The organism is Amycolatopsis sp. NBC_01480, assembly GCF_036227205.1.
Classification (GTDB): domain Bacteria; phylum Actinomycetota; class Actinomycetes; order Mycobacteriales; family Pseudonocardiaceae; genus Amycolatopsis.
Genome location: NZ_CP109442.1, coordinates 5,530,163 through 5,555,893, shown reverse-complemented (window position 1 = coordinate 5,555,893; position 25,731 = coordinate 5,530,163). Strand labels below are relative to the sequence as shown.

Annotated in this window: 24 protein-coding genes and 2 pseudogenes; 13 read left to right on the top strand and 13 right to left on the bottom strand. The window is 66.4% G+C overall.

Annotation, left to right across the window (positions count from 1 at the left end):
• Window positions 1-242: 242 nt before the first annotated feature.
• A pseudogene (locus OG371_RS26570) lies at window positions 243-632 on the bottom strand (helix-turn-helix domain-containing protein); the annotation flags it as partial.
• A gap of 140 nt (window positions 633-772) precedes the next feature.
• Here OG371_RS26570 and OG371_RS26565 point away from each other — a divergent pair.
• The 6 genes from OG371_RS26565 (at window position 773) to OG371_RS26540 (ending at window position 3,598) form a co-directional block, all read left to right on the top strand.
• Window positions 773-1,105, top strand: a complete 333-nt coding sequence (locus tag OG371_RS26565; protein WP_329057893.1) for an amidohydrolase family protein — start codon at window positions 773-775, stop codon at window positions 1,103-1,105.
• Window positions 1,102-1,440, top strand: a complete 339-nt coding sequence (locus OG371_RS26560; RefSeq protein ID WP_329073273.1) for a hypothetical protein — start codon at window positions 1,102-1,104, stop codon at window positions 1,438-1,440. Before OG371_RS26565 ends, OG371_RS26560 begins: the two co-directional genes overlap by 4 nt.
• 359 nt (window positions 1,441-1,799) lie before the next feature.
• On the top strand, window positions 1,800-1,973 hold the full coding sequence (locus OG371_RS26555; RefSeq protein ID WP_329057892.1) for a hypothetical protein: 174 nt from the start codon (window positions 1,800-1,802) through the stop codon (window positions 1,971-1,973).
• Between the two features lie 180 nt (window positions 1,974-2,153).
• Window positions 2,154-2,369, top strand: coding sequence for a hypothetical protein (locus OG371_RS26550; RefSeq protein ID WP_329057891.1), 216 nt, complete (start codon window positions 2,154-2,156; stop codon window positions 2,367-2,369).
• A 60-nt stretch (window positions 2,370-2,429) separates the two neighbouring features.
• Window positions 2,430-2,717 (top strand): transposase, encoded by a 288-nt coding sequence (locus OG371_RS26545; RefSeq protein ID WP_329057890.1) that lies wholly within the window; start codon window positions 2,430-2,432, stop codon window positions 2,715-2,717.
• On the top strand, window positions 2,714-3,598 hold the full coding sequence (locus OG371_RS26540; RefSeq protein WP_329057889.1) for an IS3 family transposase: 885 nt from the start codon (window positions 2,714-2,716) through the stop codon (window positions 3,596-3,598). The genes OG371_RS26545 and OG371_RS26540 overlap by 4 nt, the downstream gene beginning before the upstream one ends.
• A 123-nt stretch (window positions 3,599-3,721) precedes the next feature.
• Here OG371_RS26540 and OG371_RS26535 read toward each other — a convergent pair whose 3' ends face one another.
• From OG371_RS26535 to OG371_RS26500, 8 genes are all read right to left on the bottom strand, one after another.
• Window positions 3,722-3,874, bottom strand: coding sequence for a hypothetical protein (locus tag OG371_RS26535; RefSeq protein WP_329057888.1), 153 nt, complete (start codon window positions 3,872-3,874; stop codon window positions 3,722-3,724).
• Between the two features lie 663 nt (window positions 3,875-4,537).
• A complete protein-coding gene (locus tag OG371_RS26530; protein WP_442875987.1) occupies window positions 4,538-6,280 on the bottom strand; it encodes an AMP-binding protein in 1,743 nt (580 codons plus the stop codon).
• A gap of 72 nt (window positions 6,281-6,352) precedes the next feature.
• Complete coding sequence (locus OG371_RS26525) at window positions 6,353-7,711, bottom strand: MFS transporter (RefSeq protein WP_329057887.1); 1,359 nt, start codon at window positions 7,709-7,711, stop codon at window positions 6,353-6,355.
• A 108-nt stretch (window positions 7,712-7,819) separates the two neighbouring features.
• On the bottom strand, window positions 7,820-9,223 hold the full coding sequence (locus OG371_RS26520) for an MFS transporter (RefSeq protein ID WP_329057886.1): 1,404 nt from the start codon (window positions 9,221-9,223) through the stop codon (window positions 7,820-7,822).
• A gap of 120 nt (window positions 9,224-9,343) precedes the next feature.
• Complete coding sequence (locus OG371_RS26515; RefSeq protein WP_329057885.1) at window positions 9,344-10,243, bottom strand: amidohydrolase family protein; 900 nt, start codon at window positions 10,241-10,243, stop codon at window positions 9,344-9,346.
• Window positions 10,244-10,277: 34 nt separating this feature from the next.
• Window positions 10,278-10,685, bottom strand: a complete 408-nt coding sequence (locus tag OG371_RS26510; protein WP_329057883.1) for a nuclear transport factor 2 family protein — start codon at window positions 10,683-10,685, stop codon at window positions 10,278-10,280.
• Between the two features lie 99 nt (window positions 10,686-10,784).
• A complete protein-coding gene (locus OG371_RS26505) occupies window positions 10,785-11,648 on the bottom strand; it encodes a LuxR C-terminal-related transcriptional regulator (protein WP_329057882.1) in 864 nt (287 codons plus the stop codon).
• Complete coding sequence (locus OG371_RS26500) at window positions 11,645-12,583, bottom strand: NmrA family NAD(P)-binding protein (RefSeq protein WP_329057881.1); 939 nt, start codon at window positions 12,581-12,583, stop codon at window positions 11,645-11,647. The genes OG371_RS26505 and OG371_RS26500 overlap by 4 nt, the downstream gene beginning before the upstream one ends.
• Before the next feature lie 127 nt (window positions 12,584-12,710).
• Between OG371_RS26500 and OG371_RS26495 the strand changes: the two genes are divergently transcribed.
• The 4 genes from OG371_RS26495 (at window position 12,711) to OG371_RS26480 (ending at window position 17,328) form a co-directional block, all read left to right on the top strand.
• Window positions 12,711-13,664: a LysR family transcriptional regulator gene (locus OG371_RS26495; protein ID WP_329057880.1), complete on the top strand. Its 954-nt coding sequence runs from the start codon at window positions 12,711-12,713 to the stop codon at window positions 13,662-13,664.
• Between the two features lie 129 nt (window positions 13,665-13,793).
• On the top strand, window positions 13,794-14,966 hold the full coding sequence (locus OG371_RS26490) for a serine hydrolase domain-containing protein (protein WP_329057878.1): 1,173 nt from the start codon (window positions 13,794-13,796) through the stop codon (window positions 14,964-14,966).
• A gap of 49 nt (window positions 14,967-15,015) precedes the next feature.
• Window positions 15,016-16,752, top strand: coding sequence for a CocE/NonD family hydrolase (locus OG371_RS26485; protein ID WP_329057877.1), 1,737 nt, complete (start codon window positions 15,016-15,018; stop codon window positions 16,750-16,752).
• A 48-nt stretch (window positions 16,753-16,800) separates the two neighbouring features.
• Complete coding sequence (locus OG371_RS26480) at window positions 16,801-17,328, top strand: hypothetical protein (RefSeq protein WP_329057876.1); 528 nt, start codon at window positions 16,801-16,803, stop codon at window positions 17,326-17,328.
• 373 nt (window positions 17,329-17,701) lie between these two features.
• On the opposite strand, the gene OG371_RS26475 is transcribed toward OG371_RS26480, so the two are convergent.
• Window positions 17,702-17,944, bottom strand: a complete 243-nt coding sequence (locus tag OG371_RS26475; RefSeq protein ID WP_329057875.1) for a hypothetical protein — start codon at window positions 17,942-17,944, stop codon at window positions 17,702-17,704.
• A 176-nt stretch (window positions 17,945-18,120) separates the two neighbouring features.
• Window positions 18,121-18,330 (bottom strand): hypothetical protein, encoded by a 210-nt coding sequence (locus OG371_RS26470; RefSeq protein ID WP_329057874.1) that lies wholly within the window; start codon window positions 18,328-18,330, stop codon window positions 18,121-18,123.
• 347 nt (window positions 18,331-18,677) lie between these two features.
• Between OG371_RS26470 and OG371_RS26465 the strand changes: the two genes are divergently transcribed.
• A complete protein-coding gene (locus tag OG371_RS26465) occupies window positions 18,678-20,339 on the top strand; it encodes a site-specific integrase (RefSeq protein ID WP_329057873.1) in 1,662 nt (553 codons plus the stop codon).
• Between the two features lie 269 nt (window positions 20,340-20,608).
• Here OG371_RS26465 and OG371_RS26460 read toward each other — a convergent pair.
• A pseudogene (locus OG371_RS26460) lies at window positions 20,609-21,493 on the bottom strand (IS5 family transposase).
• Between the two features lie 656 nt (window positions 21,494-22,149).
• Between OG371_RS26460 and OG371_RS26455 the strand changes: the two are divergent.
• Window positions 22,150-23,208, top strand: coding sequence for a Shedu anti-phage system protein SduA domain-containing protein (locus OG371_RS26455; protein WP_329057872.1), 1,059 nt, complete (start codon window positions 22,150-22,152; stop codon window positions 23,206-23,208).
• 137 nt (window positions 23,209-23,345) lie between these two features.
• Window positions 23,346-24,125, top strand: coding sequence for a transposase family protein (locus OG371_RS26450; protein WP_329073271.1), 780 nt, complete (start codon window positions 23,346-23,348; stop codon window positions 24,123-24,125).
• Window positions 24,126-24,184: 59 nt separating this feature from the next.
• On the opposite strand, the gene OG371_RS26445 is transcribed toward OG371_RS26450, so the two are convergent.
• Window positions 24,185-25,717: an NF041680 family putative transposase gene (locus tag OG371_RS26445; RefSeq protein WP_329057870.1), complete on the bottom strand. Its 1,533-nt coding sequence runs from the start codon at window positions 25,715-25,717 to the stop codon at window positions 24,185-24,187.
• Window positions 25,718-25,731: the final 14 nt, after the last annotated feature.

Genomic DNA, 25,731 nt, shown 5'->3' with positions numbered 1-25,731 from the left:
GCTGGCCGTGTTGGCCGGTCGCACCGTCGCGGTGACCGGTGCAGCCGGTGCTTTCGGCGGCTACGCGGTGCAGCTGGCCAAGAGCGACGGGCTGCGTGTGCTGGCCGATGCTTCGGCCGTCGACACAGAGCTGGTGACCGCGCTGGGCGCCGACGAGGTTGTGCTCCGCGGCGACGACGTTGCCGACCGGTTCCGCGCACTCACACTGGAGGGGGTCGTCGATCGCGACCTGCACGAATGTCCGAGTAGCGGTAGTTCTTCGACGGGGTCGCCAGCCGGTGATCCCGGGTGGGCACCGGGGTGCCGTCCACGATCGCGACCGCATCCACCCGGCGTGTGCGGACCGGGGCCAGCAGCGGACCGATCGTGTCGATCACCCGGTGCGCCGCGGAATGCGACACCCCGAACAGCGGCCCGATCTGGCGCATCGTCAGGTTCGTCCGCCAGTAGGTCGCGACCAGCAACACCCGGTCGGCCAGCGGCAACGCTCACTGCCGGCCCTGGCGACCGTCCGCGATCTCGTCCCCGCCTCGCTTCGCGACCAGCCGAACGAGCTTGCGGAACTGGCCTGGCTCCAGCCCGGTGAACGGGGTAATCCACTCCGGCCGCGACGCTGTGATCACCTGCACCACACCAACATGATCGACTATCGACCCCGCCAGTCCCGCACCGGGTTACGAGACGTCCCTTAGCTGCGACAGCCAAGTCCTCTCAAGTGATCGAAGCGCTACTGAAGTAGCCATCGAGCCAGGCGAGAGGTCCGATTTCACCAATGACTGCCGTTTACCTCGCTCGCCGCGAACCCCTCGAAGCGCCCGAGGATGCGCTGAAGGAGATCGCGTACGCCCTCGACGAACTTCAACTCGATGATGTGGTCCTGCCCTCCAACGCCAAGGGCGAGTACGTCGGAGAGCCGTTCTTCGAACCGATCCTCGCCGAGCTGGCCCGCCGCGGCACCCCGGTCTTCGTCCACCCCGAGAACTGCCCGCACATCGACGTGCTCGACATGGGCCGAGTGGGCTCGATCGTCGAGTTCCCCCTGGACATCGCGCGCAACATGGTCAACGCCATCTACCGGGGCGTCTTCCAGCGCCACCCGGCCTGACGCTCATCCTCGCCCACGCCGGCGGCGCGCTGCCGACTCTGGGCTGGCGCACCGCCGCGCACAGCCAGGTGGGACTGGCCCCACAGGACGCGGCCATCGACGCCGACCACATCGCCGAGGTGCTGCGAGGCTTCTACTACGAAACCGCGCTGGCCGGCAGCCGCAACTCCTTGCTGCCCACGCTCGAGGTCACCGACCTGAATCACGTGCTGTTCGGAACGGACTGGCCCGCGCCCCCCGTTCCGGTGGTCGATGACAACATCGAGTACCTCAAGTCCTTCACTGGCTTCACCTCTGATCAGAGCAAGGTGAACGCATGCATCCTCTCTGGGTGATATCACTGTTTCTTGATCTCGTAGAGGTCGCAGTTTGGAGTTACTGCTACCCACGCCGCAGGGTAGCTACATGGCTTGTACCATGTAGCGTCCAGGTTCGAACTGTCACGTAATGACTACCGTAAGTGTCAGATCCAGAGTCAGGGCGAGGCGTATGTCGATGCGGCAGTTCCGCCTCCTGGATCGCAAGGTTGGCCGTCGATGGCCTGGTTCGCTGACACGTCAAGATCATTTAAGGTGGCAGCTAGTTTCAGACCGGGTAGTCCGACCCCCCAACGATGGGGCACCGCTCCCGATGTGCACGTGGCCGCACTCCGTCACCATGGTTCTTGACAACATTGAACCCACCGGGAGTGGCGATGAATGCTCTGCTTCAGGCAGTCAGCGAGATTGCGAAGACGATCCGTGTCAGCAGCGAAAACACCGGACGAACGGTGCGAACTGCTCTTGCCTGCCTCCTCTTGACGATCATGGTCGTCGGAACGGCGACTGGGGTGGCGTATTCGATTGTTACTGTTCTTGGTGCGAAATGAAGATTCCAGCGTGTCAGGCTCATCGAGCATGGCCCTCGACGCGTGTCAAAATCAGCTGTCAGTCATGAGAAAGATATGAGTGCGGCGGTAGTGGGTCAGGGCGATCTAAATCGCGCCCGACCAATGAGCGAGCGGGCGGAAAGCTGGCTCGTCCTGGCTACGTTCGGATACCGTGCGCTAATGATGCCGACTGCACTCGCGGGTGCGTACAGCATCATTGGCAGTGCTGCTGAAGCCTACCTGGCGGCGCTACTTATTGGCATGGTGGCGAACACAGTACTAGTAGTTGGCGGGATCAACGGTCGGGTCAATAATGTTTTGCGATCCCGTGTTTCCATCATCGGTGATCCGGTGTTCGCGGTGGGGTTAAACGTCTGGACCACGTTGGTGCTGTGAGGTTCCCCCTTCGGGCCGGACACTCTGAGCCCAGACAGTGGTCTGGGGAAGGATGTCCTGGTGCCACGTCCGTCGAAGTATCCCGAGCAGTTCCGCAAGGACGCAGTCGAGTTGGTCCGCAACTCTGATCGTCCGCTGCGCCAGGTCGCCCGCGACCTGGGCGTGAACCACGAGACCCTGCGCAACTGGGTCAAGACCGCCGAGAAGCAGGCCGGGCAACCGTCCGCTGTGTCGGGCGCCGATCAGGACGAGCTGCGGACACTGCGTAAGCGGGTGGCGGAACTGGAGGTGGAGAAGGAGATTCTGCGGAAAGCGGCCGCCTATTTCGCGAAGGAGATGGGTCGTTGACCTGCAGCTACCGGTTCATCTCCGAACACCGCGCCAGCTTCGCTGTCGCACTGCTGTGCCGGGTCCTGGGTGTCCGCCGCCCCGGGTTCTACGAATGGATCGCAGCCGCCCCTGTCAGGGCCGCGCACGCCGCGACCGAGGAGGAACTGGCCACCGAGATCGCCGAGGTCCACACCGAGCACCGTGGGCGCTACGGCTGCCCGCGGGTCACCGTCGAACTGCGCCGCCGGGGCCGGGTGGTCAACCACAAACGCGTTGAACGGATCATGCGCCAGCGCCGGATCGTCGGGCTGACCCGCCGGCGCCGCCGGTCCCTGACCAAGCAGGACACGACCGCCGCACCGGCACCAGACCTGATCAGCCGGGACTTCACCGCCGACGCTCCCGGCGAGCGGTTCGTCGGCGACATCACCTACCTGCCCACCCAGGAAGGATGGTTGTATCTGGCGACCGTGCTGGACCTGCATACCCGGGAAGCGGCCGGTCACGCGATGGCTGAGCACATGCGTGCCGAGTTGGTATGCGATGCGGTCGATCTCGCCGTGGGACGTGGTCTGACCAGTGCTGATGCGATCTTCCACTCCGATCGTGGTTCCCAGTACACCTCCTCGACCTTCCGCGCCGCACTCACGGCGGCGGGTATGCGGCCGTCGATGGGGCGGGTCGGGTCGTGCTACGACAACGCCGTCGCCGAGTCGTTCTTCGCGACCCTCAAAACCGAGATCGGGACCCAAGTCTGGGCCACCCGCGACGACGCCCGCCGGGCAGTGTTCGCCTACCTCAGCTACTACAACCACGACCGTCTACATTCGACACTCGGATACCGAACACCCCACGAAACCCGCATCAGCTATCGTCAACCTATCGCCCTCGCGGCATAAAACCCCGGTGTCCGGATCCCGGGGGGAACCTCACTGCCCGCACACACATTCTTGCTGCCAGGGCGAGACGTCTTCTGGATGTACACGATGGGAACGGTGGTTGTCTGGACGTGCCTTCGAGGGCTACGGATGGGTATCGCGTTCGTTGTGGCTGGCGTTGCAATGCAGTTTGCCTTGGCGCTTGTCAACGACGCGCCGCTCACTGCTGTCGGTGCAGTCCAAGTCCTTGGTCGGGCTGGGCTGGCTGATTGCCGGTGTCGTCGTGCTGCTCGTCATTCGTGCGATGGCACACCGCGGCTCCAGGCTCGCCGAGGCCCGAGTGGCTGCGAACGGGGCGCGCCGAGGAACGCGTGCATGCTCTTCGCGATCTACACGACACTGTGCTTCAGACGCTCGCTCAGATCGTGCAGCGCACTGGGGACCCGCACTCCAGAGGGGTCGCTGAGCTAACCGAGATCGGTCGCCTCGCCAAGACCGAGGCGAACGCGCTGAGCCAGGCTCTTCGGGAGGATGAGGCACTATGCGTCGCGGGATTCGTAGACCGCCTGCATATCCTCGTCGATGAGTTCGCGGCCAAGGGGCTCACAGTGGTCCTCGACGTGACGCGACTGTCGGTGGAGTTACGGCCACCAGTCGTTGTTGAGCTGGCAAGTGCTGTTCGGGAAGCTTTGACCAACGTGCTACGGCACGCAGAAACGACTTCCGTTGAAGTTGTCGCGAGGGACCACAAGAGCGGCGCTGCGGTCGTGGTTCGCGATCTCGGGTGTGGGTTTGACCCGGCGGCCGTGCAGGGCTTCGGGCTGGACGAGTCGATCTGCCGTCGCGGTCGTCGCCCGGGCGGCGCTGCGGGGGCGAAGGCCGCAGCGCCCGCCGCTACCCGAGTAATCCGGGAACGCCAAGGAAGCGTAGCGACGACTGCCATACACGGCGAAGCCGACGTTACGACCTCCCCCGAAGCTCGGGGAACTGGTCGTCCCGCCACCCTGCCTGGGACGGACCGTCCGCCTGCTCGCGTTCGCGTGCGCGGAGCTCGACGCGGCGGATCTTGCCCGACGTCGTCTTGGGGAGATCGCAAAACTCGATGCGGCGGACGCGGAGGAACGGCGCCAGATTCTCGCGGGCATAGCGGAGAATCGATAGCGCGGTCTCCGCCGTCGGGTTCCACTCGTCGGCCAGTGCGACATAGGCCTTCGGAACGGCGAGGCGGACCGGGTCAGGCGCAGGAACCACTGCAACCTCGACGACGGCGGGGTGCTCGATGAGCACGCTCTCGAGCTCGAACGGGCTGATCTTGTAGTCCGAGGCCTTGAACACGTCATCGGTACGGCCGATGTAGGTGATGTAGCCGTCGCTGTCCCGGGATGCCGTGTCGCCGGTGTGGTAGTAGCCGCCGGTCATCGCTTCCGCGGCGCGTTCGGGATCGCCCTGATATCCACTCATGAGGTTGACTGGATGCCGCGACAGATCGATACAGATCTCGCCCTCGTCCGCGAGCTCACCGGTCTCCGGATCGATGAGGACGACTGGGCATCCGGGCAGTGGCCGCCCCATGGACCCCGGCTTCACGACAGAGCCCGGGGTGTTCCCGATCGCTGCGGTCGTCTCCGTCTGACCGAACCCGTCGCGGAGCGTGCGCGACCACGCCTGCTGTATCTGGTCGATCACCTCGGGGTTCAACGGCTCTCCAGCGGCGATGACTTCGCGCAGGCCGCCGGGGCCCGCAGAGAGGTCCGCTTGGATGAGCATCCGCCACACCGTTGGCGGAGCGCAGAACGTGGTGATCCCGCTGGTCCGGATCTGCTCCAGCAGCGCATGAGCATCGAACCGTCCGTAGTTGTAGATGAAGACCGTTGCTTCCGCGATCCACGGCGCGAAGAAGCAGCTCCAGGCGTGCTTGGCCCATCCGGGCGAGCTGATGTTCAGGTGAACGTCGTCGGGTTGCAGCCCGAGCCAGTACATCGTGCTCAGATGGCCGACCGGATACGAGACCTGGGTGTGCTCCACCAGCTTCGGACTGCTCGTGGTTCCCGAGGTGAAATACAGCAGCAACCGGTCGCCCGGCTTCGTCTCAGGGTGCGGGAGCGAAGCTGAATTGCATGCCTCTGCCTCAGCGTAACCAGCCCAACCCGGGCGGGTGCCGCCGACGATGACACGTGTGTACGCGCCCGGAACCGCGTCGAACTTCTCCGCATCGCCGGCAGCCACGATCACGTGCTTGGCCTGGCCTCGTTCGACACGGCCGATGAGGTTCGCGGAACCGAGCGCCGGTGTCGTCGGCATGATGACGGCGCCCAACTTCATGACCGCCAACATGGACTCCCACAGCTCGACTTGGTTGCCGAGCATGAGCAGAACGCTGTCACCACGCCGAACACCGAGTTTCGAGAGCCACCTGGCGACCTGGTTGGATCTGGCCGCCATCTCCGGATACGAGATCTGCGTCCGGCTGCCGTCCGCCTCCACGATGATCAGGGCCGGGCGGTCGGAGCGTCGGGCCGCGGCATCGAACCAGTCGATCGCCCAGTTGAACGTGTCGCCGACGGCCGGCCATGCGAAGTCTGCGACTGCATCGGCGTGTGCTTCCCGCGCGGCGAGCAGCTTGTCGCGTGCCACTCGATACGCGAGCGTCGCGGGAGAGTCCAAGTCGGTATTTCCCGACGGGGCGTTTGCGGCTTCCAGCACAGGAGCCTCCTCAATTCGCTTGTGTGGTGTTCGGCCAGAACCAGGCGATGGCGATCATCGCGGTTGTTCGATCTACGAGGACGCGGTCTCCGCAGACGACGCGGTCTCGGACGGTGTGCCGGACGGGGGCGTCGCTGCGACGGGGTTGGACGGGCGCGTACGGACGACGACCGCGATCGCGGCCACCAAGGTCGGCGCAGCGAACAGGAGGAACAGCACGCGCGGGGTCCACTGGAGATCGAGGAGCACCCCGACGAGCGCCGGCGCGAGGATGCCCCCGATTCGTGCCGCGGTCGCCGCCCAGCCCATGGCTGTCGCCCGAACGTTGGCGGGGTAGATGTCCGGGGCGATGGTGTACATGCCGGCTCCGGCCGCGTTGAGGAACAGACCCAGAAACGTCGTGGTCAGGAGGACGCCCACGAGCCCGCCGTGCATGACCGCGCTCACCGCGGCGAAGGCGATCGCACACCCGATGAAGCCGGCGCTCGTCAGTCGGCGTTTGTCTGCCTTCAGCGCCAGGAGTGCGAACCCGACCGTGGCGATCACCCCGCCGAGGCTGAGCAACAGCCCGCCAGTCGCGGCCTGTCCTTTGGAGAGGCCACTTTCCACGAGGAGACGCGGTGTCCAGCTCGCGGCGAAGTAGTAGGACGCGGTCGCGATGAAGAACGCCAGCCAGAGCAGCGCGGTCAGAACCCCAGTGCGCCCGGAGAAAATGGCCCGCACGGTACCGGTGCGGGCGGCCGCGGCGCTGTCCGCGACGGGCATCGCCGCGAGCGGCGCGAGTCCCATTTTGGGCAGGAGCCCGTTGATCCGCTCGAGCGCTCGGGGCGGGTTCTTCGCGGCAAGGTACTCGAGCGACTCCGGCATCAGCCAGAGCGCGAACACCATCATCAACAGGGTCAGTCCCATGCCGACGGCGAACAGGGCGCGCCAGCCGAATGTGCTGGTGGCGACCAGACCACCGACCACCCCGCCCAGGGGTGTGCCTGTGGTGAGCAGGGCGATCATCGTCGCTCGGCGGGCCTGCGGAGCGAATTCCGCGACCAGTACCGGGAGGCCGGCTGCGAGGCCACCGATGCCGAGCCCGGTAAGGACGCGGGCGGCGCCCAGTTGCACCGCGTCGGCGGAGAACGTGCCGATCGTCATGCCCGCGTTGATGGCGAGCAGGCAGAACAGCGACAACCGGCGGCGTCCGATCCGGTCGGCAAACGGCGCGAGCACTGCCGACCCGACGGCCATGCCGATCAGGCCCGAGCTGAGCAGGAGCCCGAGCTGGGAGCTGCGCAGACCCCACTCCGCCGCGGCCCCGGATGCGGCGAAGGACATCACGAGGATGTCGTAGCCCTCCGCGGCGGCCAGGATGCAACAGAACGCCACAACGCGCAGCTGGTATCTGCTCATTGGGTGGGTATCGATCATGTCGCGGATCATGTCTGCTCCCTACTTCGACGGTGAAGTACCGCAGGATTTCCCCATGATCTGGCGCGAGTCCGCGTCGGACACGGTTTCTGGATGGTGGCCGAGCCGAACCCGCGCCGCCTACCCCCGATTGAGGGCGCCGTTCGAATCGACCACGTCCGTGCAGACGGACACCAGAATGGCGACCAGCGTGGCGGCGGCCGAGGCAGCCGCCAGAATGAAGAACGCACGCGTGAAGCCCAGCCCACCCGATCCCGGACCGGCGGTCAGCACAGCAGTGACGACCGCCGTTCCCATCGCGCCGCCGACGGTGCGGATGTTGGCGTTCATCCCCGACGCGACGCCTGTCTGGCTCAGCGGAACGGCGGAGACGACAAGAGTGGCCATGGCGGCGAAGGCAAGGCCGATCGCGACCCCGAGCAGTCCGCCGCCGACCAGTACCGCCCAGAGTCGCGTGTGAGCCAGGCCGAGGACGAGCATGCTCGCCGTCATCAGACAGGTGCCGACGACCAAGAGGGGTTTCGACCCCACCTTGCCGGTGAGCCGCCCGGCGAGGATGCCGCCGGCGAAGCTGCCGACGGTCTGGGGAAGCAGGATGATGCCGGACACGGTGACCGAGGCACCGAATCCGTATCCCGTCGACCTCGGTGTCTGCAGTAACGGCGGCAGCACAGCGAACATCGAGTACATCCCCATTCCGACGAACAGGGCTGCCACATTGACGGTCCAGACGGTGGGGATGCGCATGATGTTCATGTCGATGAGCGGGTGGGCACTGGCGGACTCCGCCAGGACCCAGGCCACCAGCAGCACGATGCCGATTCCGAGGAGACCCAGGACCCGCGGCGAGGCCCAGCCCCAGCTCCCCCCTTGGACGACGCCGAGCAGGAGTGTCACCAGCCCGCCCGAAATCAACAGAGCCGTCATGGGATTCACGCTCACCTCACTCCTCCCGGGTGACGCGGGCACGGCGACGGCGGCGGCGACGACCGCGACAGTCGTGATCACCATCGGGATCCAGAACAGCCATCGATACCCGAGAACCTCCACGATTGGTCCGGCCAGGATCAACCCGATGCCGCCGCCCGCCGAGACCAGTGCGCTGATGGTCCCCACGGCTCCGGGAATCCGCGCCTTCGGGAACTCGTCGCGGATGATGGCGAAGCTCAGCGGCAGGACACCGCCCCCGAGCCCCTGGATCACGCGGGCGACGATCAGCACGCTGATGCTGGTGGAAACGGCAGCCAGGAACGACCCGGCCGCAAGCCCAGCGAGGGTCACGACGAGCATCCGGTTCTTGCCGACACGGTCCCCGATCCGGCCGGTGATCGGGGTGAACACCGACGCCGAGAGCAGGTATGTCGTCAGGACCCAGGACACGGTGGACTGATCGGTGTGCAGTTCGGCCTGGATGGTGGGAAGCACCGGGTTGACCAGCGACTGGAGCAACGCGAACGCCGCCACCCCGACGCAGAGCACTACGTAGGTGATTCGATAGTCGGTCCGTGTCCGAACGGACGCCATGTCCAGGCCCTTCCGGGATATCCCGCCTCGGCGCGGCGTGAGAGATGACAGGGCGACGGAGGCGGCACACCCGCGTCGTGGAGCCGACGGTCGGCCGCCGCCGAATGACCGCGTTGGTCGTCAGCCAGGGACGTCCGCGGCCTCTGCCGGGGCCTGCGCGGCCGCCCAGCCGAGGACTCGCCGCGCGGTGCCGCCGAACAGCGCGGTCTTGTCCGACTCCGACAGTCGGTCGCTGTCGAGCAGATAGTGCAGACCCTGCGCGTAGGAGTGGTAGCCGGGGTAACGCGGCACCGGATCGAAGCCGTGCAGGCGTCCGAACACCCGATGCTGATCGGTCCCCCACATGCATCGGTCGACCCCGAACGCCTCGATCACCCGCGCCAGGTACGGCCAGATGTCCGGGTACGGGTACGACGTGCGCGCCAGCGTCGGCGCCCCCGAGATCTTGACGGAAATGTTCGGCAGCTCGGCGAGCTCCAGGAGTTGCTCCAGATCGTGCCACGGCGGATCGTCGGCCGGCACGAACGGCGGCTGGTTCAGTCCGAGATGGTCGATGATCAGCGGCAATGACGGATGAGCCCGTGCCACCGCTGCCACGTCGGGCAGGTCACCCGTACCCAGGACGCACACCGGCACACCGTCCTTTTCGGCTGCCTTCAGCAAGCCCTCGTACACACCCGCTCGGAGCCTGTCGACGTTGTTGGGCGGCCATGCCGTGGTGATGCGAACGCCCAGTACGCCCGGCACCTCACGCGCATGTGCCACCTGGTCGGCGATGTCGGGTGCGGTCTCGTCGAACAGGAGCACCGTGGCGACACGGCTCGGATGCCGGGTGGACACCGCGGTGCACCAGTCGGCGGGCGCGACGTGTGGATCGCTGATCAGAACGGCGGCGTCCACGCCAGCGGCATCCATCTGCCCGAGCAGCAACTCGGCCTGCAGGTCGAGGAACGACTCCTCGCCGTGTTCCCACTCCGACCAGGGCCTCGGCAGATGCAGGTGCGCATCGATGATCTCCATGTGGCGACAGCTCTCCTTTGTGTGGTCCACCCGGTCAGGATTCGGAAAGGACCTCGTGGATGTGCAGGGTGTCGGTGTAGGTACGGATCCTGCGCACCCTGCCATCGGCGATTTCGAGGAACCAGGCATACAGGTTCTCGTACTTCTTCCCGTCCTTGCCGACGTTGTGTCCGATGTATTCCGCGGCCACGAGGTGGCCGTCGGCGATGATGGCCTGCACATCGAGGGCCCGCCCCTCGGGTGAGTACAGCGCGTCGATGGCACCGATGAGATCGGTGAACACGGCTGTCTTTCCGACATGCGTCCCCGAGAAGGCGAAGTTGCCGGGGAAGTCCCAGACGATGTCGTCGGCGAGCAGCGCGTCGATCTTCTGGCCGTCACCGACTGCCATCGCGTCGAACAGTTCCTTGACGACTGCCCTGGATTCCTGCGAGCTGGTCATGTTCCTTCTCCTTCGGCGTAATCGACGGGGATGTTGCACGATCCTTGTGGAGGACGGGGTCCGATGCCTACCCCCGGTCAGGGGTGGTCACCGAGCTTGCTAGAGAAGGATTCCGGCGCGGCGAGCGGCGGTCACGGCTTCCAGGCGGGTGTGCGTCTGGAGTTTGTTGCTCGCGCTGCGCAGGTAACTCTTCACTGTTTCCGGAAGGAGGAACAGACGCTCCGCGATCTCTGCATTGGTCAATCCGAGTGCCACCTGGCTGAGCACATCGGTCTCTCGTCGTGACAGTCGCGGTGCAGCCGTCGGCGCCGGCGCATCCCGGCTGATGGCCAACAGTCGATCAGAAATGCCGTGCAGCCTGTCACGGGTGGTCAAATCGTCCACTGTGGACGATAGTGCGCGAAGTTCGGCGTGGACGTCACGCAGAGCCGCCAACGACATCTGCGGCGCTGAGCCACCTGCCCCGGGCAAGGACATCATCTGGCGGAGCCGCTCCTCGACGAGATCGGCGACACGCAGCTCGTTCGTGATCCTGCGCGCGGACGTGATGATCGTGTCGAGCGTCCGGTTGCCCAGCCTGACCCGCCCGCGAACGGCTCCATACAGCACGGCACGTACAGAGTCACCGTAGACGACGGGAACGGCGACCACCGACGAGATCCCCTCCCGCAACACCGGGCCATCGAAGTCGTGGGTGATCTCGATGGATTCGCCGTAGTCGTCGACGATCGCCGGACGACGCTGCTTCACGACGCGGCCGCCGAGGCCCAGCCCGGCCGGTACCGCGAGGTTTCGCAATCCGAACGTACGAGTACCGCACAATTCTGTGATGGACAGCTGGCCGCGATCGACGTCGCCACCAAACGTGATGGGAACCGACGTCTGAAGGCGACGCAATTCGGCGCGCAGGACGTTCGACTCGGTGCCCGAGTTCGTCGGCGGGTGAGGCAGTGCGCGGTTCATCGCCGTTCTCGCTCACGCGCTACCGGCGCCGAACCGTGTTGCGCCGGTGGGTGCCCGAGCACGAGCGGCCGCAACGTGTCCGCACACCATTCCCGGAAGGTGGCGGGAGTCGAGTACGCCGCCGACCGGGTCACACCATTGTCCAGTCCACTTGCCTTTGCGAGTGCCATGTCCACCATTCCCTGTGCCATGGCGTCCGACAGACCGGCTTCGATCATCGTCGCCCGGTACGCCTCGGCGGACGTCTGCTGGTACCGGATGGGTCGCTCCGTCACGTCACCGGCGATCCGTGCCATTTCGTCGTACGAAAGATCCTCCGGGCCCAGAACGGGCACCTCTTCGACACCACTCCAGCCCTCCGCGAGCAGCAGCGTCGCCGCCACGGCGGCGATGTCGCGCGTGGCGCAGGTAGGTCGCTTGTCCTCGCCCGGAAGCGGCGTCGTGAAGACTCCCTGCTCTCGGATCAGCGTGGCTTGGCGCGTCACGTTGTCCATAAAGGTCGGGCACACCAAGGCTCGGTACGAGACACCACTGCCGGCGATGAGGTCGTCCATGGCGAGAGAGCCCGTGACGTAGCCGGCTTGTGCGGCCACCGGCGTCCCCCGGCCCAACGCGGAGATCCCGACGACCCGAGGGACCCCGTGCGCGACCCAGGTGTCCACCGCCGGGCGCGTGAAGTCGACGAAAGCCGCGTGGACGCTGGTTGCGCGCGGATCAGGTGGCACGAGCCAGAACACGGACGAAGCGCCGGAGAACGCCTCGTCCAGCACCGCACGGTCGCCGTGGGACCCGGGAAACACCTCGACCTGCGCACGAACGGCTTCGGGGAGTCGCGAAGGGTCGCGAGCGATCACCCGCACCGGGGCGCCCGCCTCCAGGAGCCGTCCGACGACCTGGTGTCCGATGAGTCCTGTCGGTGTGGTGACGACGATCATTCTCGATGCCTTCTGTCGAAGCCGGCGCATCGACCGCGCCAGGCCGGAAATCGTTCGGCCTTCAGTGAAAGGTGCGCGAAACGAAAACTGAAGGATCAATTCGGTACCCGAGTGATACCCTCACGGTATGAAAGACCCGGAGATGCGGCAGTTGCGCTACTTCGTGGCCGTCGCGGAGGAGCTGAATTTCAGCCGCGCGGCCGCGCGCCTCGGCATCGCTCAGCCGCCGCTCTCGCGAGCCATCCGGGAGCTGGAGCGCCAGCTCGGGGTTCAGCTCTTCGAACGGTCCCGGCGTCACGTGGCCCTCACCCGGGCCGGCATTATACTCCTGGAGGACGCGCGCAACCTGTTGGACGCCGTCGCGGCTGCCGCGCACCGGGCCCGCAACGCCGGGCGCGAGTCGCCGGTGTTGCGGATCGCGCTGAAGGCGGACTACGACGCCGGTCTCCTTCCGGATCTCCTCGACGCCTATCGATCGACCGATGATGCCTTGCCGGTCGACCTCGTCCTCGGCGGCCGGGGCGATCAGGTGCTGGCACTACGCACGGGCAGGGCCGACGTCGCGCTGATACCGACGCCGTTCGACGACTCGGGGTTCGACCTCGAGCCCCTCGTGACCGAGGAGCGAGTGGTCGCACTAGCGGCGAACGATCCGCTGGCGGCACGGACGCGGTTGCGGCTGATCGATCTGGCGGGCCGGGTGCAGCCGGACGGCTCTCCGGCCGACCACGGCGTGACCGCGGAGTTGTTCGCCGCTGCCGGATTGCAGAGCGGCCCGGCGCCGATGGGGCCCGAGGACACCGCCGGCTCCAAGGACCAGCCGCTGGATCTCGCCAAGATCTTCCACCTCGTCGAGCTCGGCGCGATCGTGTGGTTCCCTCCCCTGTCGGTCGCGCAGCGACATCCTCGGCGCCACGTCGCCTACCTCCCCGTCGTCGACCTCCCGGCGACCACATTCACCCTCGCGTGGCCGACGGCGCCGCGGTCCCGCGCCGTCGCGGATTTCGTACGAGCAGCAACAACTGTCGTGCGCAACGCAGGTCAGCGCGAGCGAGAAGTCGCCGATCGTGACATGTCCTGAGGCGACCTCGGCCTCCTCTACCCGCGCGTCATCACGGCACCCCTGTTCGGGGGTGGCCGAGGCCCCGGACCGGCGGGAAAAGTAGAGACACCCCACCGGAACGCCGGCACTCGACGAAGAGGACTTCCCATGACGGTGACGGTTTCCCGCCCGACGACCAGCGGCTACGACCCGGAACGCCTGAACCGCGTCAGCAGCGCCCTGCGCGACGACATCGAGTCTGGCCGCATCCACGGCGCCGCCATGATGGTCTCCTTCCGGGGCGATGTCGTCCTGGATTTCGTCGGCGGCTACCAGGACAAAGCGTTCGGTCGCCCCCTCAAACGGGACGCGGTGTTCCTGACGATGTCGGTTTCGAAGGCCATCGTCAACGTTCTCGTCCTCAATCTGGTGGAACGCGGGCTGCTGCGCCTGCACAGTCCCGTCGCCGAAGTCCTGCCGGAGTTCGCGCAGCAGGGCAAAGCGACCGTGAACCTCGCACACCTGCTGACTCACACTGCGGGCCTGCCGCAGGCGATGCCGCCGGTCGCACCCGACGTGCTGGGCAGCATCGAGCAGCTCACGAGCCACGTGTGCGACCTTCCGATGGCGGGGACCGCGGGTGAGAGCGTCAGCTACTCGATGATCGTCGCGGAGTCGGTGATCGCCGCGATGTGCCTGCGTGTCGCGGGCGACGGCCGGAACTTCGCCGCCATGCTGGACGACGACGTGCTTCGACCGCTCGGTATGCACGAGACCAGCCTCGGTCTCCGTCCTGATCTGGCCGATCGGGTATGTCCGGTCCGGATGGCCAAGCGGGACACCACCATGATGGCGGCGATCCTGGAACAGGTGGGCGAGCTCTTTGCCACGCCAGGCATCGAGATCCCGGCGGGCGCCATGTTCACCACGATCAAGGACCTGCACCGGTTCACCGAGATGCTTCGCCGCGGCGGCGAGTACGACGGCGTTCGGCTCCTCTCGCCGGCGATGCTCGAGTACTCCACCAGAAACTTCACCGGCTCGCTGCGCAACATGGTGTGGGACAGCATCCTCCCGTCGAGAGACTGGCTGCCGACCCCGGCCAACCTTGGTCTCGGGTTCCACGTCCAGGGAAAGCACGAGCGTCCCTGCCAGTGCCGGTTCGGCGTCCTCGCCTCCCCACGGGCGTTCGGCGGCTTCGGAGCCGGGTCGTCCGGATGCTGGGTCGACCCCGACCGCGATCTCGGTATCTCGTTCCTCTCGACAGGTCTGCTCGAAGAAAGCGAGCACGTGGAAAGAACCGGCGTTCTGTCAGACATGATCATCAGTTCCCTCATCTAGCGGAGCCACCCGGAACCGTCCGAACTCCCGGGCCACTTGGAGAAGAACGATGAACTACAGCGTGTCCACCGACGAGTTCGTGACCATGCGGGACGGCGTCGCGCTCGCCATGAACATCTATCGTCCTGATTCTGCGGAACCGGTACCGGCGCTGCTGCTGCGCACGCCCTACGGTCGCGAGCAGTCGCGCCTGCCCATCATCGCGGACATCTCCCAATTGGTGGAGAACGGCTACGCGGTCGTGCTGCAGGACTGCCGGGGAAGGTTCGGGTCGGGCGGCGGGTTCGTACCGCACGAAAGCGACGGCTCCGACGGGGCCGACACCGTTGCCTGGCTGGCCGACCAGGAGTGGTGCGACGGCAACGTGGGGATGTTCGGCTACTCCTACATGGGCTTCGCCCAGTGGCAGGCGGCGGCGAGCGGGGTGACGGGGCTGAAGGCCATCGCGCCCGCCATCGCTTCGGCGGACTTCTACCGCGCGCCGTGGTACTCACCGGGCGGCGCACTTTCGCTCAGCATCGTCCGCACCTGGTCGACGATGGTGAGCCTCGCCGAGGTCAGCCGTGCCCTCGTGCAGGGCTCCGGCGACCCGAGCGACCTCGCACATCTCCTGAATGACCTCAAGGATTCGCGGCCCAAGCAGGCTGCCACGCCGGTCGCCGACCTGCCGCACGTGGCCAAGTACCTGCCGTGGACCGTCGACACCGTGCTCAGCCACCCTGATCGGGACAAGATCTGGGAGAACCTGGCCCCCCTCGACCACGCGGAATCGATCACGACGCCGGCCCTGAACATCGGCGGCTGGTACGACCTGTTCTGCGGCGAGACACTGCACGCCTACACCGAAATGAAGAACCGAGGCGGATCGGCCGCGGCGCGCACGGGCCAGCGGCTCATCATCGGGCCGTGGAGTCACAGCGGCACGGGCATCTTCGGGTACTACCCGGGTCGCGACTTCGGCCCTACCGCCGGCGCCGCAGCTGCGATGCTGACCGACGACTACGTCGCCTTCTTCGACCGGTGGCTCAGGGGCCGCACGGACGCCCTCGACGGGCGAGCGCCGGTGCGCCTGTTCGTCATGGGTGTTGACGAGTGGCGCGAGGAGCAGGACTGGCCTCTGCCCGACACCACCTACATCGAGTACTACCTGGACGGCGACGGCCCCGCCAACACAGCAGCAGGCGCCGGCCGGCTCGCCACCGCGACACCGGCGAGCCCGGCCACCGACACCTATCTGTACGATCCCCGGCGCCCGGTGCCGTCGCTTGGCGGCCTCACTGCCCTTTCGGGTGAGGTCGACGGGCCCGCAGATCAGCGACCGGTCCACAACCGAGACGACGTCCTGGTGTTCACCACCGACGTCCTTGACGAACCACTCGAGGTCACTGGGCCCGTCTCGGCGACTCTCTGCGTCAGTTCTTCGGCGGTGGACACGGACTTCACGGCGAAGCTCGTCGACATTCATCCCGACGGCCGGGCGATCATCCTCTGCGAAGGCATCCAACGCATGCGATATCGCGAATCCCTTTCCGAACCCCGCCTGATGACGCCTGGCGAGGTTTACCGCGTAAAGATCGACATGATCGCGACGTCGAACGTGTTCCTCCCGGGCCACCGTGTCGCGATCGAGATCTCCAGCAGCAGCTTTCCCCGCTACGACCGCAACCCGAACACCGGCGGCATCGTCGCTCATGCGCTCGAGTCCGACATGGTCGTTGCTGTCAACCACGTGCACCGAGGCGCACTACGTCCGAGTTCTGTGACGCTCCCTGTCATCAAACGCTGAAATGGGCGCCGTTGAGGCCCGCTGACGCTAACGGCGGAGGTCAAGAAGATGCGTCGCCGCGGTCTATCGCCTGAGCAGGTCGACGAGGCCATCCACCTCCACAAGCTCGGCTGGTCCCTGGCGCGAGTCGGTGATCACGTGGGTGTCAACCACGCCACTGTGCTGAACAAGCTGCGCGAACGAGGCATCCCCACCCGAGACACACCCACGGGTGACCCTGCGCCGAAGCAGGTGGAACTCGATGACCCGGCCTGCGGCTATGTCCACTCGGTCAGTTTGGATGCGGCTTCTGTCGTTCACGTCGTAACGGTGGCCATCGGAGTTGTCGTCGGCCTGACCTTGTGTTCGGCTTCGGCAACGTCCTTAACCTCGCACTCGACTCGAAGCGCCAGTTCGGGTCGCGCCTCTCGTCGCACCTGCGGCCGACGCACCATCGCCCGACTCCGCCGTGAGCTGTTCGGTGTCCCCGGGCGCGTCACCCACCACGCCAGAAACATCGAGCTACGCCTGCCACCGGGACCGCAACTCCTGACCGCCGTGCTGACCCGGATCCAGGCGCTGCCGCGTCCCGACTGACTACGCGCACACCATCCGACACGACCAGCCATCACGCCAGGGACCTGTGGAAGTCCCTGCCCACCCGATGCGACAATCGGTCATTTTCTCTTGCCCTACAGCGGGAAACGACATCCGAACATGATCATCTACCTCGCGGGTGATCATCACTCACGCTACTCGCGGATTCGGGTCTGAGGACCTCATCGCGGTCGAGCGCACCAACGCCACCCACCTGTTCCCCCGGTTCAAATGACCTGCCTACACCCGTCACCTCGCCGAAGGTCGTCGAGGTCAAGACCGGTGATCGCACGGATCTAGCCCAACTGGTAGTACAACGACCTCCGATGCAGGTGCAGCGGCTTCAGCCATGCGCCGGATTGATCGACTTGACTCACACCCGAGCACCCGGGGCGCACTCAGAGTCGCGACGCGGACCTGCCAGTGCGAACGCACGCTTCGCCGATGCGAAGCGCGCCGAGTCCGGCAACCCCGGATCGGGCAAAAGGAGCTCACGGATGCCCGTCTCGACGTCGGCGATCAGCAGGGCGGTCGGCTCTCCGCCATCGCGGTGCCCGATCAGCGCAGCCTGCCACGCGTCGATCGCGGCCGCTGCGTCGGGGAGGACGACGTTCATCCCGTCCGGATGATCACGCCCGCGACCCTACAAGTCGGAACGCGTGTCAATGTCGCTCGACGGCGACCTGGCCAAGTCCGGCATCGTCGCGTCCGGTCCGCTCTCACCAGCCCCCGCTCCTCCCGAATTCCACCAGCTCGCCGAGTCTCCCTGGAATCCGCTGCCTACACGCGGAACTACTCCTCGCGTGGGACTTGCTCCCAGCTGTCCACGCCGCGGCGCAAGTCTGCTGCCGTGACGATCGTGAGCACCCGGTCGTTCTTGTCGAGGCGCGGAGCGAACGTGCCGTCAGCTCGTTGGTAGTGGACGGTCTCGCCGTCGGCCAGGACATGCCAGCGATCCCCCAGCTTGCTGCCCTTCGCGGCGTACGTCGTTGCATCCGTCAAGTCCGGTTTATCCTCCGTGGCCGCCACTCGACCTCCTCCTTCAGCTCACGCCAACGTCCCAAAGATCAACTATTCGGCCTATCCCCGCCCGGCATTCAACCACTCGCGCCCGCTCCACGCACGAAGCCCGCCTCGATCGCGTTTCACTGGTCTCACCTGGCATTGTCGGTGACCACGACGAGTTGACAGGACGACGTTCACGGCCCACGATCGGGACAGCTGTCGTTCTGGTGTTCGAACTGTTCTCGCTGACTTCCCACAGCGACCCTGGCGTGGTGTGGTGTGGTGTCTTGTCGTGGCGTTCAACTTGTGTGTAGGCGGTCACTGACCGCACCATCGTCGATCTGATGACGATGTTGGAACGATGGCGGGTATGCACGACGCCCGCGCAGATGGACGAGACTTCTGTCGGGGGTCACCGGGTGGGCGTCGGCTGGGCCGGGTGGCTCCGGTCGGCGCCGATGGTGGCGGGTGCGCCGTTCGTGTTGTCGCCCGAGTTCGAGTACGACGTCCGGCTGAACGGCTTCTTCGCCAGCGCGCGGATGCGGTCTCTGGCGGAGCGGACTCAGCATGGCTATGCGCGGGACCTGGCCGCGTTCCTGACCTTCCTGTGGTCCGCCCGAGCTCGGAGACGCTGGAATCAGGCGCAGGAAGAGGACCACCTGGCCTACCTGCACTGGCGCCGCCACGACCAGCAGGGACCACGCGTGTCGGGATCGACGTGGAACCGGGAGCTGGCGGCGGTGAACCAGTTCTACCGCTGGGCTATCGCAGCCGGGTACGTAGAGGTCAGCCCGGTCCCGCAGAGCTGGCGTCGGCCGGGCGCCGCTGGTGCCGGTTGGGCGTCCCGGTCGACTGTGGACGAACAGCGCCCGGCGACGTACTCGCGTGACATCGGCCCGGCTCGCGTGCCGTGGATCCCGATCGCGGACTACCGCCTCTGGCGCGACATCGGCGTCCGAGGGTTCGACACAGACGGCCCGCCGCGCGCGGATTTCCGAGGTCGATGGAGCTCACGAAACGCCGTGTTCTGCGACCTGATGATCCGCACGGGCCTGCGGCTGGGCGAACAGTCTGCGCTGACCGTGGCCGAGTTTCCGCTGGCACGCAACGGGGTGACGTACCGGCCGTTTGAATTGTCGGCCGCGACCGCGAAGGGCGGATCGGGTCGCACGGTGTACGTGCCGGCCGCGGTCGCCGCGGAGGTCGCTGCGTACGTGCGGTGTGATCGTGCCGAGGTGGTCGAGCAGGCACGATCGTCGGGACGCTACGCGCAGATCGCCGACCCGCTGGTGATTGACCAGCACGGCCGTGGCGGCCAGTTGCTAGCGCGCGATCGGAGTGGACGCACGGTGCGGGTGGCGAACCTGCCCTGGGAGGTACGCCGGCGGCTGCTGGTCGAGACCGCGGCGTGGAACGCCCAGCGCGCCGCACTGGCCCGCATCGCCCGCCACCTCGATCGGCACGGCACCCCGATCGACTACGCACGCCGCCGTGCACTCGACTGCACGGATCTGCTGCCCGAACCCCGCTGGGAGACGCTGCTGGCCCACACCGGATTCCGCCGAACCACCACGCTGCGCTCCATGCGCTGCCTGTTGTTCGAGGCCCTCAGCGGCAGACCCGCTTCCACCGCACCCGAGCACTACGCGCCGCGCACCAAGGACCAGCGCGAGGCCTTCGCGGACTTGCCGGTTCTGCTCACCGCCCGCCTGGCCGCCGAACTCCACCTGGTCGCCGCCGAGTTCCTCGCCGATCACGCCATCAACGAACCCGTGAGCTGGCAACCACCGCGCGACCTCGCCACCGGTCTCGACCTACCCGGCCCGGACCCCGGCACGCTGCCCCGGCAATCGCTGACGGATCTGCTCCGCGCAGCCCCTCCCGCTGGGCCAGGCTGCCTCGCAGGCGGGCATGACGCTCGACCTCCGCCCGGTACCTGCTCGCGCACCACCCCCGCGACACCCGCAGCTACCACGACGTCGGCGAGCAGCTGCGCGCCCAGCTGACCGTCGAGACATTCCGGGACCTCTACGTCGACCGCGGCTGGTCCATCTCCGCTCTTGCCGTCCGCTACGGGGTCAACCGGCGCCGCATTACCACGCTCGCCACTGCCTACGACATTCCGCTGCGGGACCCGAGCGAGCCACCCTCCGGTATCAGCCGCCGGTGGCTGCGCGAGCAGTGCGCTCGCCGCGGCCGCAGCTCGGAAGACCTCGGCGCCGAGGTCCGCCTGCACCCCACCCCAATCCTCAGCTACGGCCTGTATCGAAGTCGGTCAGAGCCATTCGTCGATAGCTGCGATGTGGATGGTGGCTTCGTAGCGGACGGCGAGTTTGTCGTAGCGGGTGGCCACGGCGCGGTGGCGTTTGAGCCGGTTGATGCCGCACTCCACGGCGTGACGCTGCTTGTAGGTTTCGGGGTCGAAGGCCGGTGGCCGGCCGCCCTTCGACCCTTTGGCCTTGCGGTGCGCGTCCTGGTCAGCCTTGCTCGGAATTGTCGCCTTGATCCCACGTTTGCGCAGGTGAGTCCGGTTGGCTTTGGAGGTGTAGGCCTTGTCCGCCAGAACCCGGTCCGGTCGTGTGCGCGGCCGCCCACCACCGGTCAGCCGGGGCACCCGGATACCACGCAGGACGGGAATGAACTGTGGGCTGTCACCACGCTGCCCGGCGGTCAGCACGATCGATAACGGCTTCTGCCCCTGCTCACAGCCCAGATGCAGCTTCGTTGTCCACCCACCGCGGGACCGGCCCAATGCATGATCGTCCGGCTCGGCGCTCACCCCGCCTGGCGACTCAGCCTGCAGATCCCCTTTTTACGCGCACCTGCGGCATGCTGATGCGCCCGAGTGATCGTGGAGTCCACGCTCACGTCCCAGACGATCCGCCCCGCCGCCTCGGCCAACGCCTGCAATGCGGTCAATATCCGCTTCCAGGTGCCATCACGCTGCCACCGCCGAAACAGCCCATACGCCGGCCGCAGCCCACGAGCCATATCCAGCGGGGATGTCGCGCCATGGCGCACCGGCACGCACCCGCCACCGGATCGCGTCGATCAGCTGCCGCTTGGTCCACATCGACGGTCGACCAGGCCGCTTCGGCTCGGGCAGCAACGGCTCTAGCGCTGCCCACTGAGCGTCTGTCAGGTCGAACCGCCCCGCCACCGCTAGGGTGTCCACGAGGTCTCCGGTGTTCAGGTTCTTCTTGGTCGACGAACCAATTACCGGAGACCTCACCTATTTCGGCCGCCGACACGCCCAGCACGGCCAACTCCAGCTCCACCTGCCGGAGCCAACTTCGATACAGGCCCTAGGCGGGTAGGTAGGCGAGGGCGTGCCGACACGCGCCACAGCCGCCGCACTGGCCGGACGAACGAGCCAAGGACGTTGGACCGGAGCGCGGGTGTGCGCCAGCAAACAAGCCCGCCGCTTGTATCACAATCCTCCGGTGCGTCCATCGCCCGACGGTTCGGGCGTTCAGGCAAGATGTTGGTCGACAGATGCGATCAACGCCGAGGGGGACTTGTGCCGACGCACCCTGCCGAAGCCGCCATCCACAAATTCTGGGGGGCGAAGGACAGTCCCTCGTCCAGAGCCATCTCCTCCGCCTACCGGGCAATCATCGAGGCAGTCACCGAGGAACTGGTCCGCGCCGGCATCGACCCCACCACCATCCACGCCGGTCACCCGCTACCCCTCCCTGGGGCGTATCAGAATCCAGGCCGGCCATGGGACATCGTCGTTCTCGAGGCGGACATGCCCGTAGCCGTGATCGACATCAAGCTAATGTTCAGCTCCATCAGGAAAACATCGGTAACAGGATGGACGACATGGTCGCGGCCGGCGCCAATGTCGCCAGAACGTTCGAGCAAGAGACGGTGCGGGCATTGAAGCCCGCTGTAGGGCAACTTTTACTCCTCCAAGAGGGGCGGGAAATAATAGAGCTCGTCCAACCGCGACAAACCGTGTTGAGCACCTTCGCCCCAGCTGGACCTCCCCAGTCGCTTCAGGACCGGCTCCGCGACTTTTTTCGACGCTTGTTGAACGACGAGATGTACGATGCGGTTTGCTTCCTGACCTCGACCGCTCCGCCAGACGTGACCGTCCGCGAGCCGGACTCGGCAATGGGGTTCGCTTCGTTCGCTGCCAAGATCACCGCACGCATCGAAGGTATCCGGGAAGCACGCCGACAAGGCAACATCCAGGCGGCGGAACTGGGACGCAGACTGGCCGAGCGCGACGACCTCAGCGTCGTGGTCGCTGGTTTGAGCACCACCGATGCCGGCCGCGTAGCGGTCGACCTCGACGTGATCCATCGACGTCGGCAGACCGTCGCAGAACTCCGCGACCTCGTCTTGAACCCGGACACGACGGAGAACGAAATTCAGAAGATGATCGGGCGGAAGTACTGGCTTTTCGGCGGCCAGTACACCGGTGTCTTAGAACGGCGTGACGGTTTCGCTCTCGACGAGCACGACATCCCGCTCGTCTGCGCCGACCGCAGCATCCACATCATTGAGTTAAAGCGCCCTGGCCATAGGCTGGTCAAGGCGCAGCGGAACCACCTGATCGTTTCAAACGACGTCCACGCCGCTGTCGGGCAATGCATGAACTACCTCCGCGGGATCGACGAGCTAGGCGCCGCCATGGGGACATACCATCGCAACGAACTCGGCCTGGAGTACGACTACCGGCGCGCCAGGGGAACGGTCATCATCGGCCACCCCGATCTATCCGAAACCGACAACATCACGCGTGAGCAGGTTGAACAGACCATTCGTTCGTACAACGCCCACCTGAGCCGAGTCCAGGTGATCACCTTTGCCGACCTGGTCGACAGCGCCGATCGGGCACTTCGGTTCGAAGCCGAAGAACTGTGATCGCCAGGTTCCCGGCAAAGACTGGGTCGCCGAGGGAGGTCGGCTGCGACCGGGACAGACTGGGAGCAAGTGACCTAAGGGATGTCTCGTAACCCGGTGTCGGGCTGGCCGGGCCGGTAGTCGATCATGTCGGTGTGGTGCAGGTGATCACAGCGTCGCGGCCGGAGTGGATTGCCCCGTTCACCGGGCTGGAGCCGGGCCAGTTCCGCAAGCTCGTGCGGCTGGTCGCAAGGCGGGGCGGAGACGAGATCGCGGACGGCCGTCCGGGCCGGCAGTGGGCGTTGCCGCTGGAAGACCGCGTCTTGCTGGTCGCCACGTATTGGCGGACGAACCTGACGATGCGCCAGATCGGGCCGCTGTTCGGGGTGTCGCATTCCGCGGCGCACCGGGTGATCGACACGATCGGTCCGCTGCTGGCCCTGGCCCCGGTCCGCAAACGCCGGGTCGATGCGGTCGCGATCGTGGACGGCACCCTGGTCCCCACGCGGGCTCATCGGCTGGCGACCCCGTCGAAGAACTACCGCTATTCGGCTAATGTGCAGGTCGCGATCGATGCCGAGACCCGGCTGGTGATCGCCACCGGTGACCCGCGACCGGGCAGCCGCAACGACTGCACCGTGTACCGCGCCTGCGGCATCGCTGAACAGCTCGCCGGTCGGCCGGTGATGGCCGATGGTGGTTACCAAGGTAATCCCGAGGTGGTCATGCCGTACCGCAAACCCCGTGACGGCAGCGAGTTGCCGGACTGGCAAGAAGACCTCAACGCCACCCACCGCAAGATCCGCGCCCGCGTCGAGCACGTCCTGTCTCGGATGAAGAACTTCAAGATCCTCCGCGACTACCGCCGCGCGGCGAGCACACTCGCCGACACGGTCTCCGGAATCGCGCACCTGCACAACATCCTCCTCATCGACTGACCGCAACACCAGCCCCGCCAACCACAACACCAGTTACGAGACATCCCTTAGCTTGAGTTTTAACCTGTTCGGCGGGGTCGTGGGTTGGTGGACTTGGTCTTGTTGCTGCGCTTGGCTTTCTGTTTGTTGGTGCTGGTGGCGGTGTGGACGTCGTGTCGGGGTGTGGGCTGGTGGTTGGGCTGTCCGGCGGGGCGTCCGGGGCCGGGTCGGGTGGGTTTCGGGACGCGGGCGGGACAGGCCAGTTGTGGGCGCAGGTTCCGAAATCCTCGGCGGACTCGTGCAGGGCTGAGTCGCTGGGTGGGGCGGGGTTTCTCCCAGGGGCGGCGCAGATCTGTGGTGAGGTCGCGGGCGAGGCGGAGTTGGGTGTAGGCGGTGAGCAGCAGCCAGGTCCAACGGTCGGCCTGCTCGGGTGTGCGGAGTTTCGGAGTGGTCCAGCCGAGGGTTTGTTTGAGCATGCGGAAGGTGTGCTCGATGTCGAAGCGGCGCAGGAATGCCTGCCAGGCCAAGTCGACTTCGGTGTGGTCGAGGCTGGTGCGGGAGTGCCAGAGCCACACCGGTTTCGGGGTCGCGCCGGAGGGCAAACGCTGGACCTGTAGCCGGATCACGGTGCCTTCCAGGATGGGTAGCGCGCCGTCGTGGCTGGCCCAGGCGATGCGGTGGGTCAGGCGTGGGTGCAGCCGGTCCCAGGCCCGGATCAGCGCGGGACCGTAAAGCCGGGTGGTGGTCTCGGTGACGATGTCGGGTTCGTCCCAGGTGGCGGGGTCACCGAAGGCGAACTCGCCGCCGTGTCGGCGGGGCCTGCCCCTCGTGGCCGGCGCGCCGGCCGATGAGGGAACAGGACGGTGTAGGACCCGGTCCGAGCGCATCCGCGTCAGCACCGTGATCGGCAGGTCGGCCAGCACATGCGCCAGTCGGGGCCCGTCGTAGCCGGCGTCGGCGACCAGCAGGATGTCCGGGTCTCCCGGTGCCCAGTGCCCGGCGGTGATCAACCGGTCCACTACACCGCGGACCTGGCGGGCGGTCACGCTCGCGGCGTTGTCGCCGGGTGTGAGCCGGACCGCGTCCAGCGGCGCGGTCCACGAACTGCGGCCGGTCTCCAACGCCACGATCACCGAGTAGGGCCAGCCGGGCACCATGATGTGCTGGTCCTTGCCGCGGCCGTAGGTGTGACACAAGGTTCGCTGCGGGCAGGTGTGTGCTTCCGGGCGCAGCCAGCAGGTCACGTCCACCGCCAGCACCAGTCGCCCATCCGCGGCACGCGGCAGCGGCACCGAGGCCAGCGTGGTGCGTAACCGGTCGACGTTCACTTCTCCGCGCGCCAGTGCTGCATAACCGCTGCCATGGCCGCGGCGATGCTCACCGACCAGCGACAGCTCCGCGACCGACCGAACCGGCCCGTCAGCGCACAACACCGCGTCGGTGAGTTCGAACAACGCATCCGCCCGACGGGTCAGGCATCGATAGAACTCCTGCCGCAACACCGACAACTGCCCGGACACACCGGCATCGCCAGCGTGGTGCACACTGATCAACTGAAGCCCTTGGTTCGATCTTCCACTGTCGCAAGAGGAATGATCAACCAAGGGCTTCATCCATGATCAACAGG

What these genes read in the sequence shown, in the direction of transcription:
- OG371_RS26565 (WP_329057893.1), top strand. Translation starts at nt 773, where the DNA reads ATGACTGCCGTTTACCTCGCTCGCCGCGAACCCCTCGAAGCGCCCGAG.
- OG371_RS26555 (WP_329057892.1), top strand. Translation starts at nt 1,800, where the DNA reads ATGAATGCTCTGCTTCAGGCAGTCAGCGAGATTGCGAAGACGATCCGT.
- OG371_RS26550 (WP_329057891.1), top strand. Translation starts at nt 2,154, where the DNA reads ATGATGCCGACTGCACTCGCGGGTGCGTACAGCATCATTGGCAGTGCT.
- OG371_RS26535 (WP_329057888.1), bottom strand. Translation starts at nt 3,874, where the DNA reads ATGACGAGCAGCACGACGACACCGGCAATCAGCCAGCCCAGCCCGACC.
- OG371_RS26525 (WP_329057887.1), bottom strand. Translation starts at nt 7,711, where the DNA reads ATGATCCGCGACATGATCGATACCCACCCAATGAGCAGATACCAGCTG.
- OG371_RS26520 (WP_329057886.1), bottom strand. Translation starts at nt 9,223, where the DNA reads ATGGCGTCCGTTCGGACACGGACCGACTATCGAATCACCTACGTAGTG.
- OG371_RS26515 (WP_329057885.1), bottom strand. Translation starts at nt 10,243, where the DNA reads ATGGAGATCATCGATGCGCACCTGCATCTGCCGAGGCCCTGGTCGGAG.
- OG371_RS26510 (WP_329057883.1), bottom strand. Translation starts at nt 10,685, where the DNA reads ATGACCAGCTCGCAGGAATCCAGGGCAGTCGTCAAGGAACTGTTCGAC.
- OG371_RS26505 (WP_329057882.1), bottom strand. Translation starts at nt 11,648, where the DNA reads ATGAACCGCGCACTGCCTCACCCGCCGACGAACTCGGGCACCGAGTCG.
- OG371_RS26500 (WP_329057881.1), bottom strand. Translation starts at nt 12,583, where the DNA reads ATGATCGTCGTCACCACACCGACAGGACTCATCGGACACCAGGTCGTC.
- OG371_RS26495 (WP_329057880.1), top strand. Translation starts at nt 12,711, where the DNA reads ATGAAAGACCCGGAGATGCGGCAGTTGCGCTACTTCGTGGCCGTCGCG.
- OG371_RS26490 (WP_329057878.1), top strand. Translation starts at nt 13,794, where the DNA reads ATGACGGTGACGGTTTCCCGCCCGACGACCAGCGGCTACGACCCGGAA.
- OG371_RS26485 (WP_329057877.1), top strand. Translation starts at nt 15,016, where the DNA reads ATGAACTACAGCGTGTCCACCGACGAGTTCGTGACCATGCGGGACGGC.
- OG371_RS26480 (WP_329057876.1), top strand. Translation starts at nt 16,801, where the DNA reads ATGCGTCGCCGCGGTCTATCGCCTGAGCAGGTCGACGAGGCCATCCAC.
- OG371_RS26475 (WP_329057875.1), bottom strand. Translation starts at nt 17,944, where the DNA reads ATGAACGTCGTCCTCCCCGACGCAGCGGCCGCGATCGACGCGTGGCAG.
- OG371_RS26465 (WP_329057873.1), top strand. Translation starts at nt 18,678, where the DNA reads ATGACGATGTTGGAACGATGGCGGGTATGCACGACGCCCGCGCAGATG.
- OG371_RS26455 (WP_329057872.1), top strand. Translation starts at nt 22,150, where the DNA reads ATGGACGACATGGTCGCGGCCGGCGCCAATGTCGCCAGAACGTTCGAG.
- OG371_RS26445 (WP_329057870.1), bottom strand. Translation starts at nt 25,717, where the DNA reads ATGAAGCCCTTGGTTGATCATTCCTCTTGCGACAGTGGAAGATCGAAC.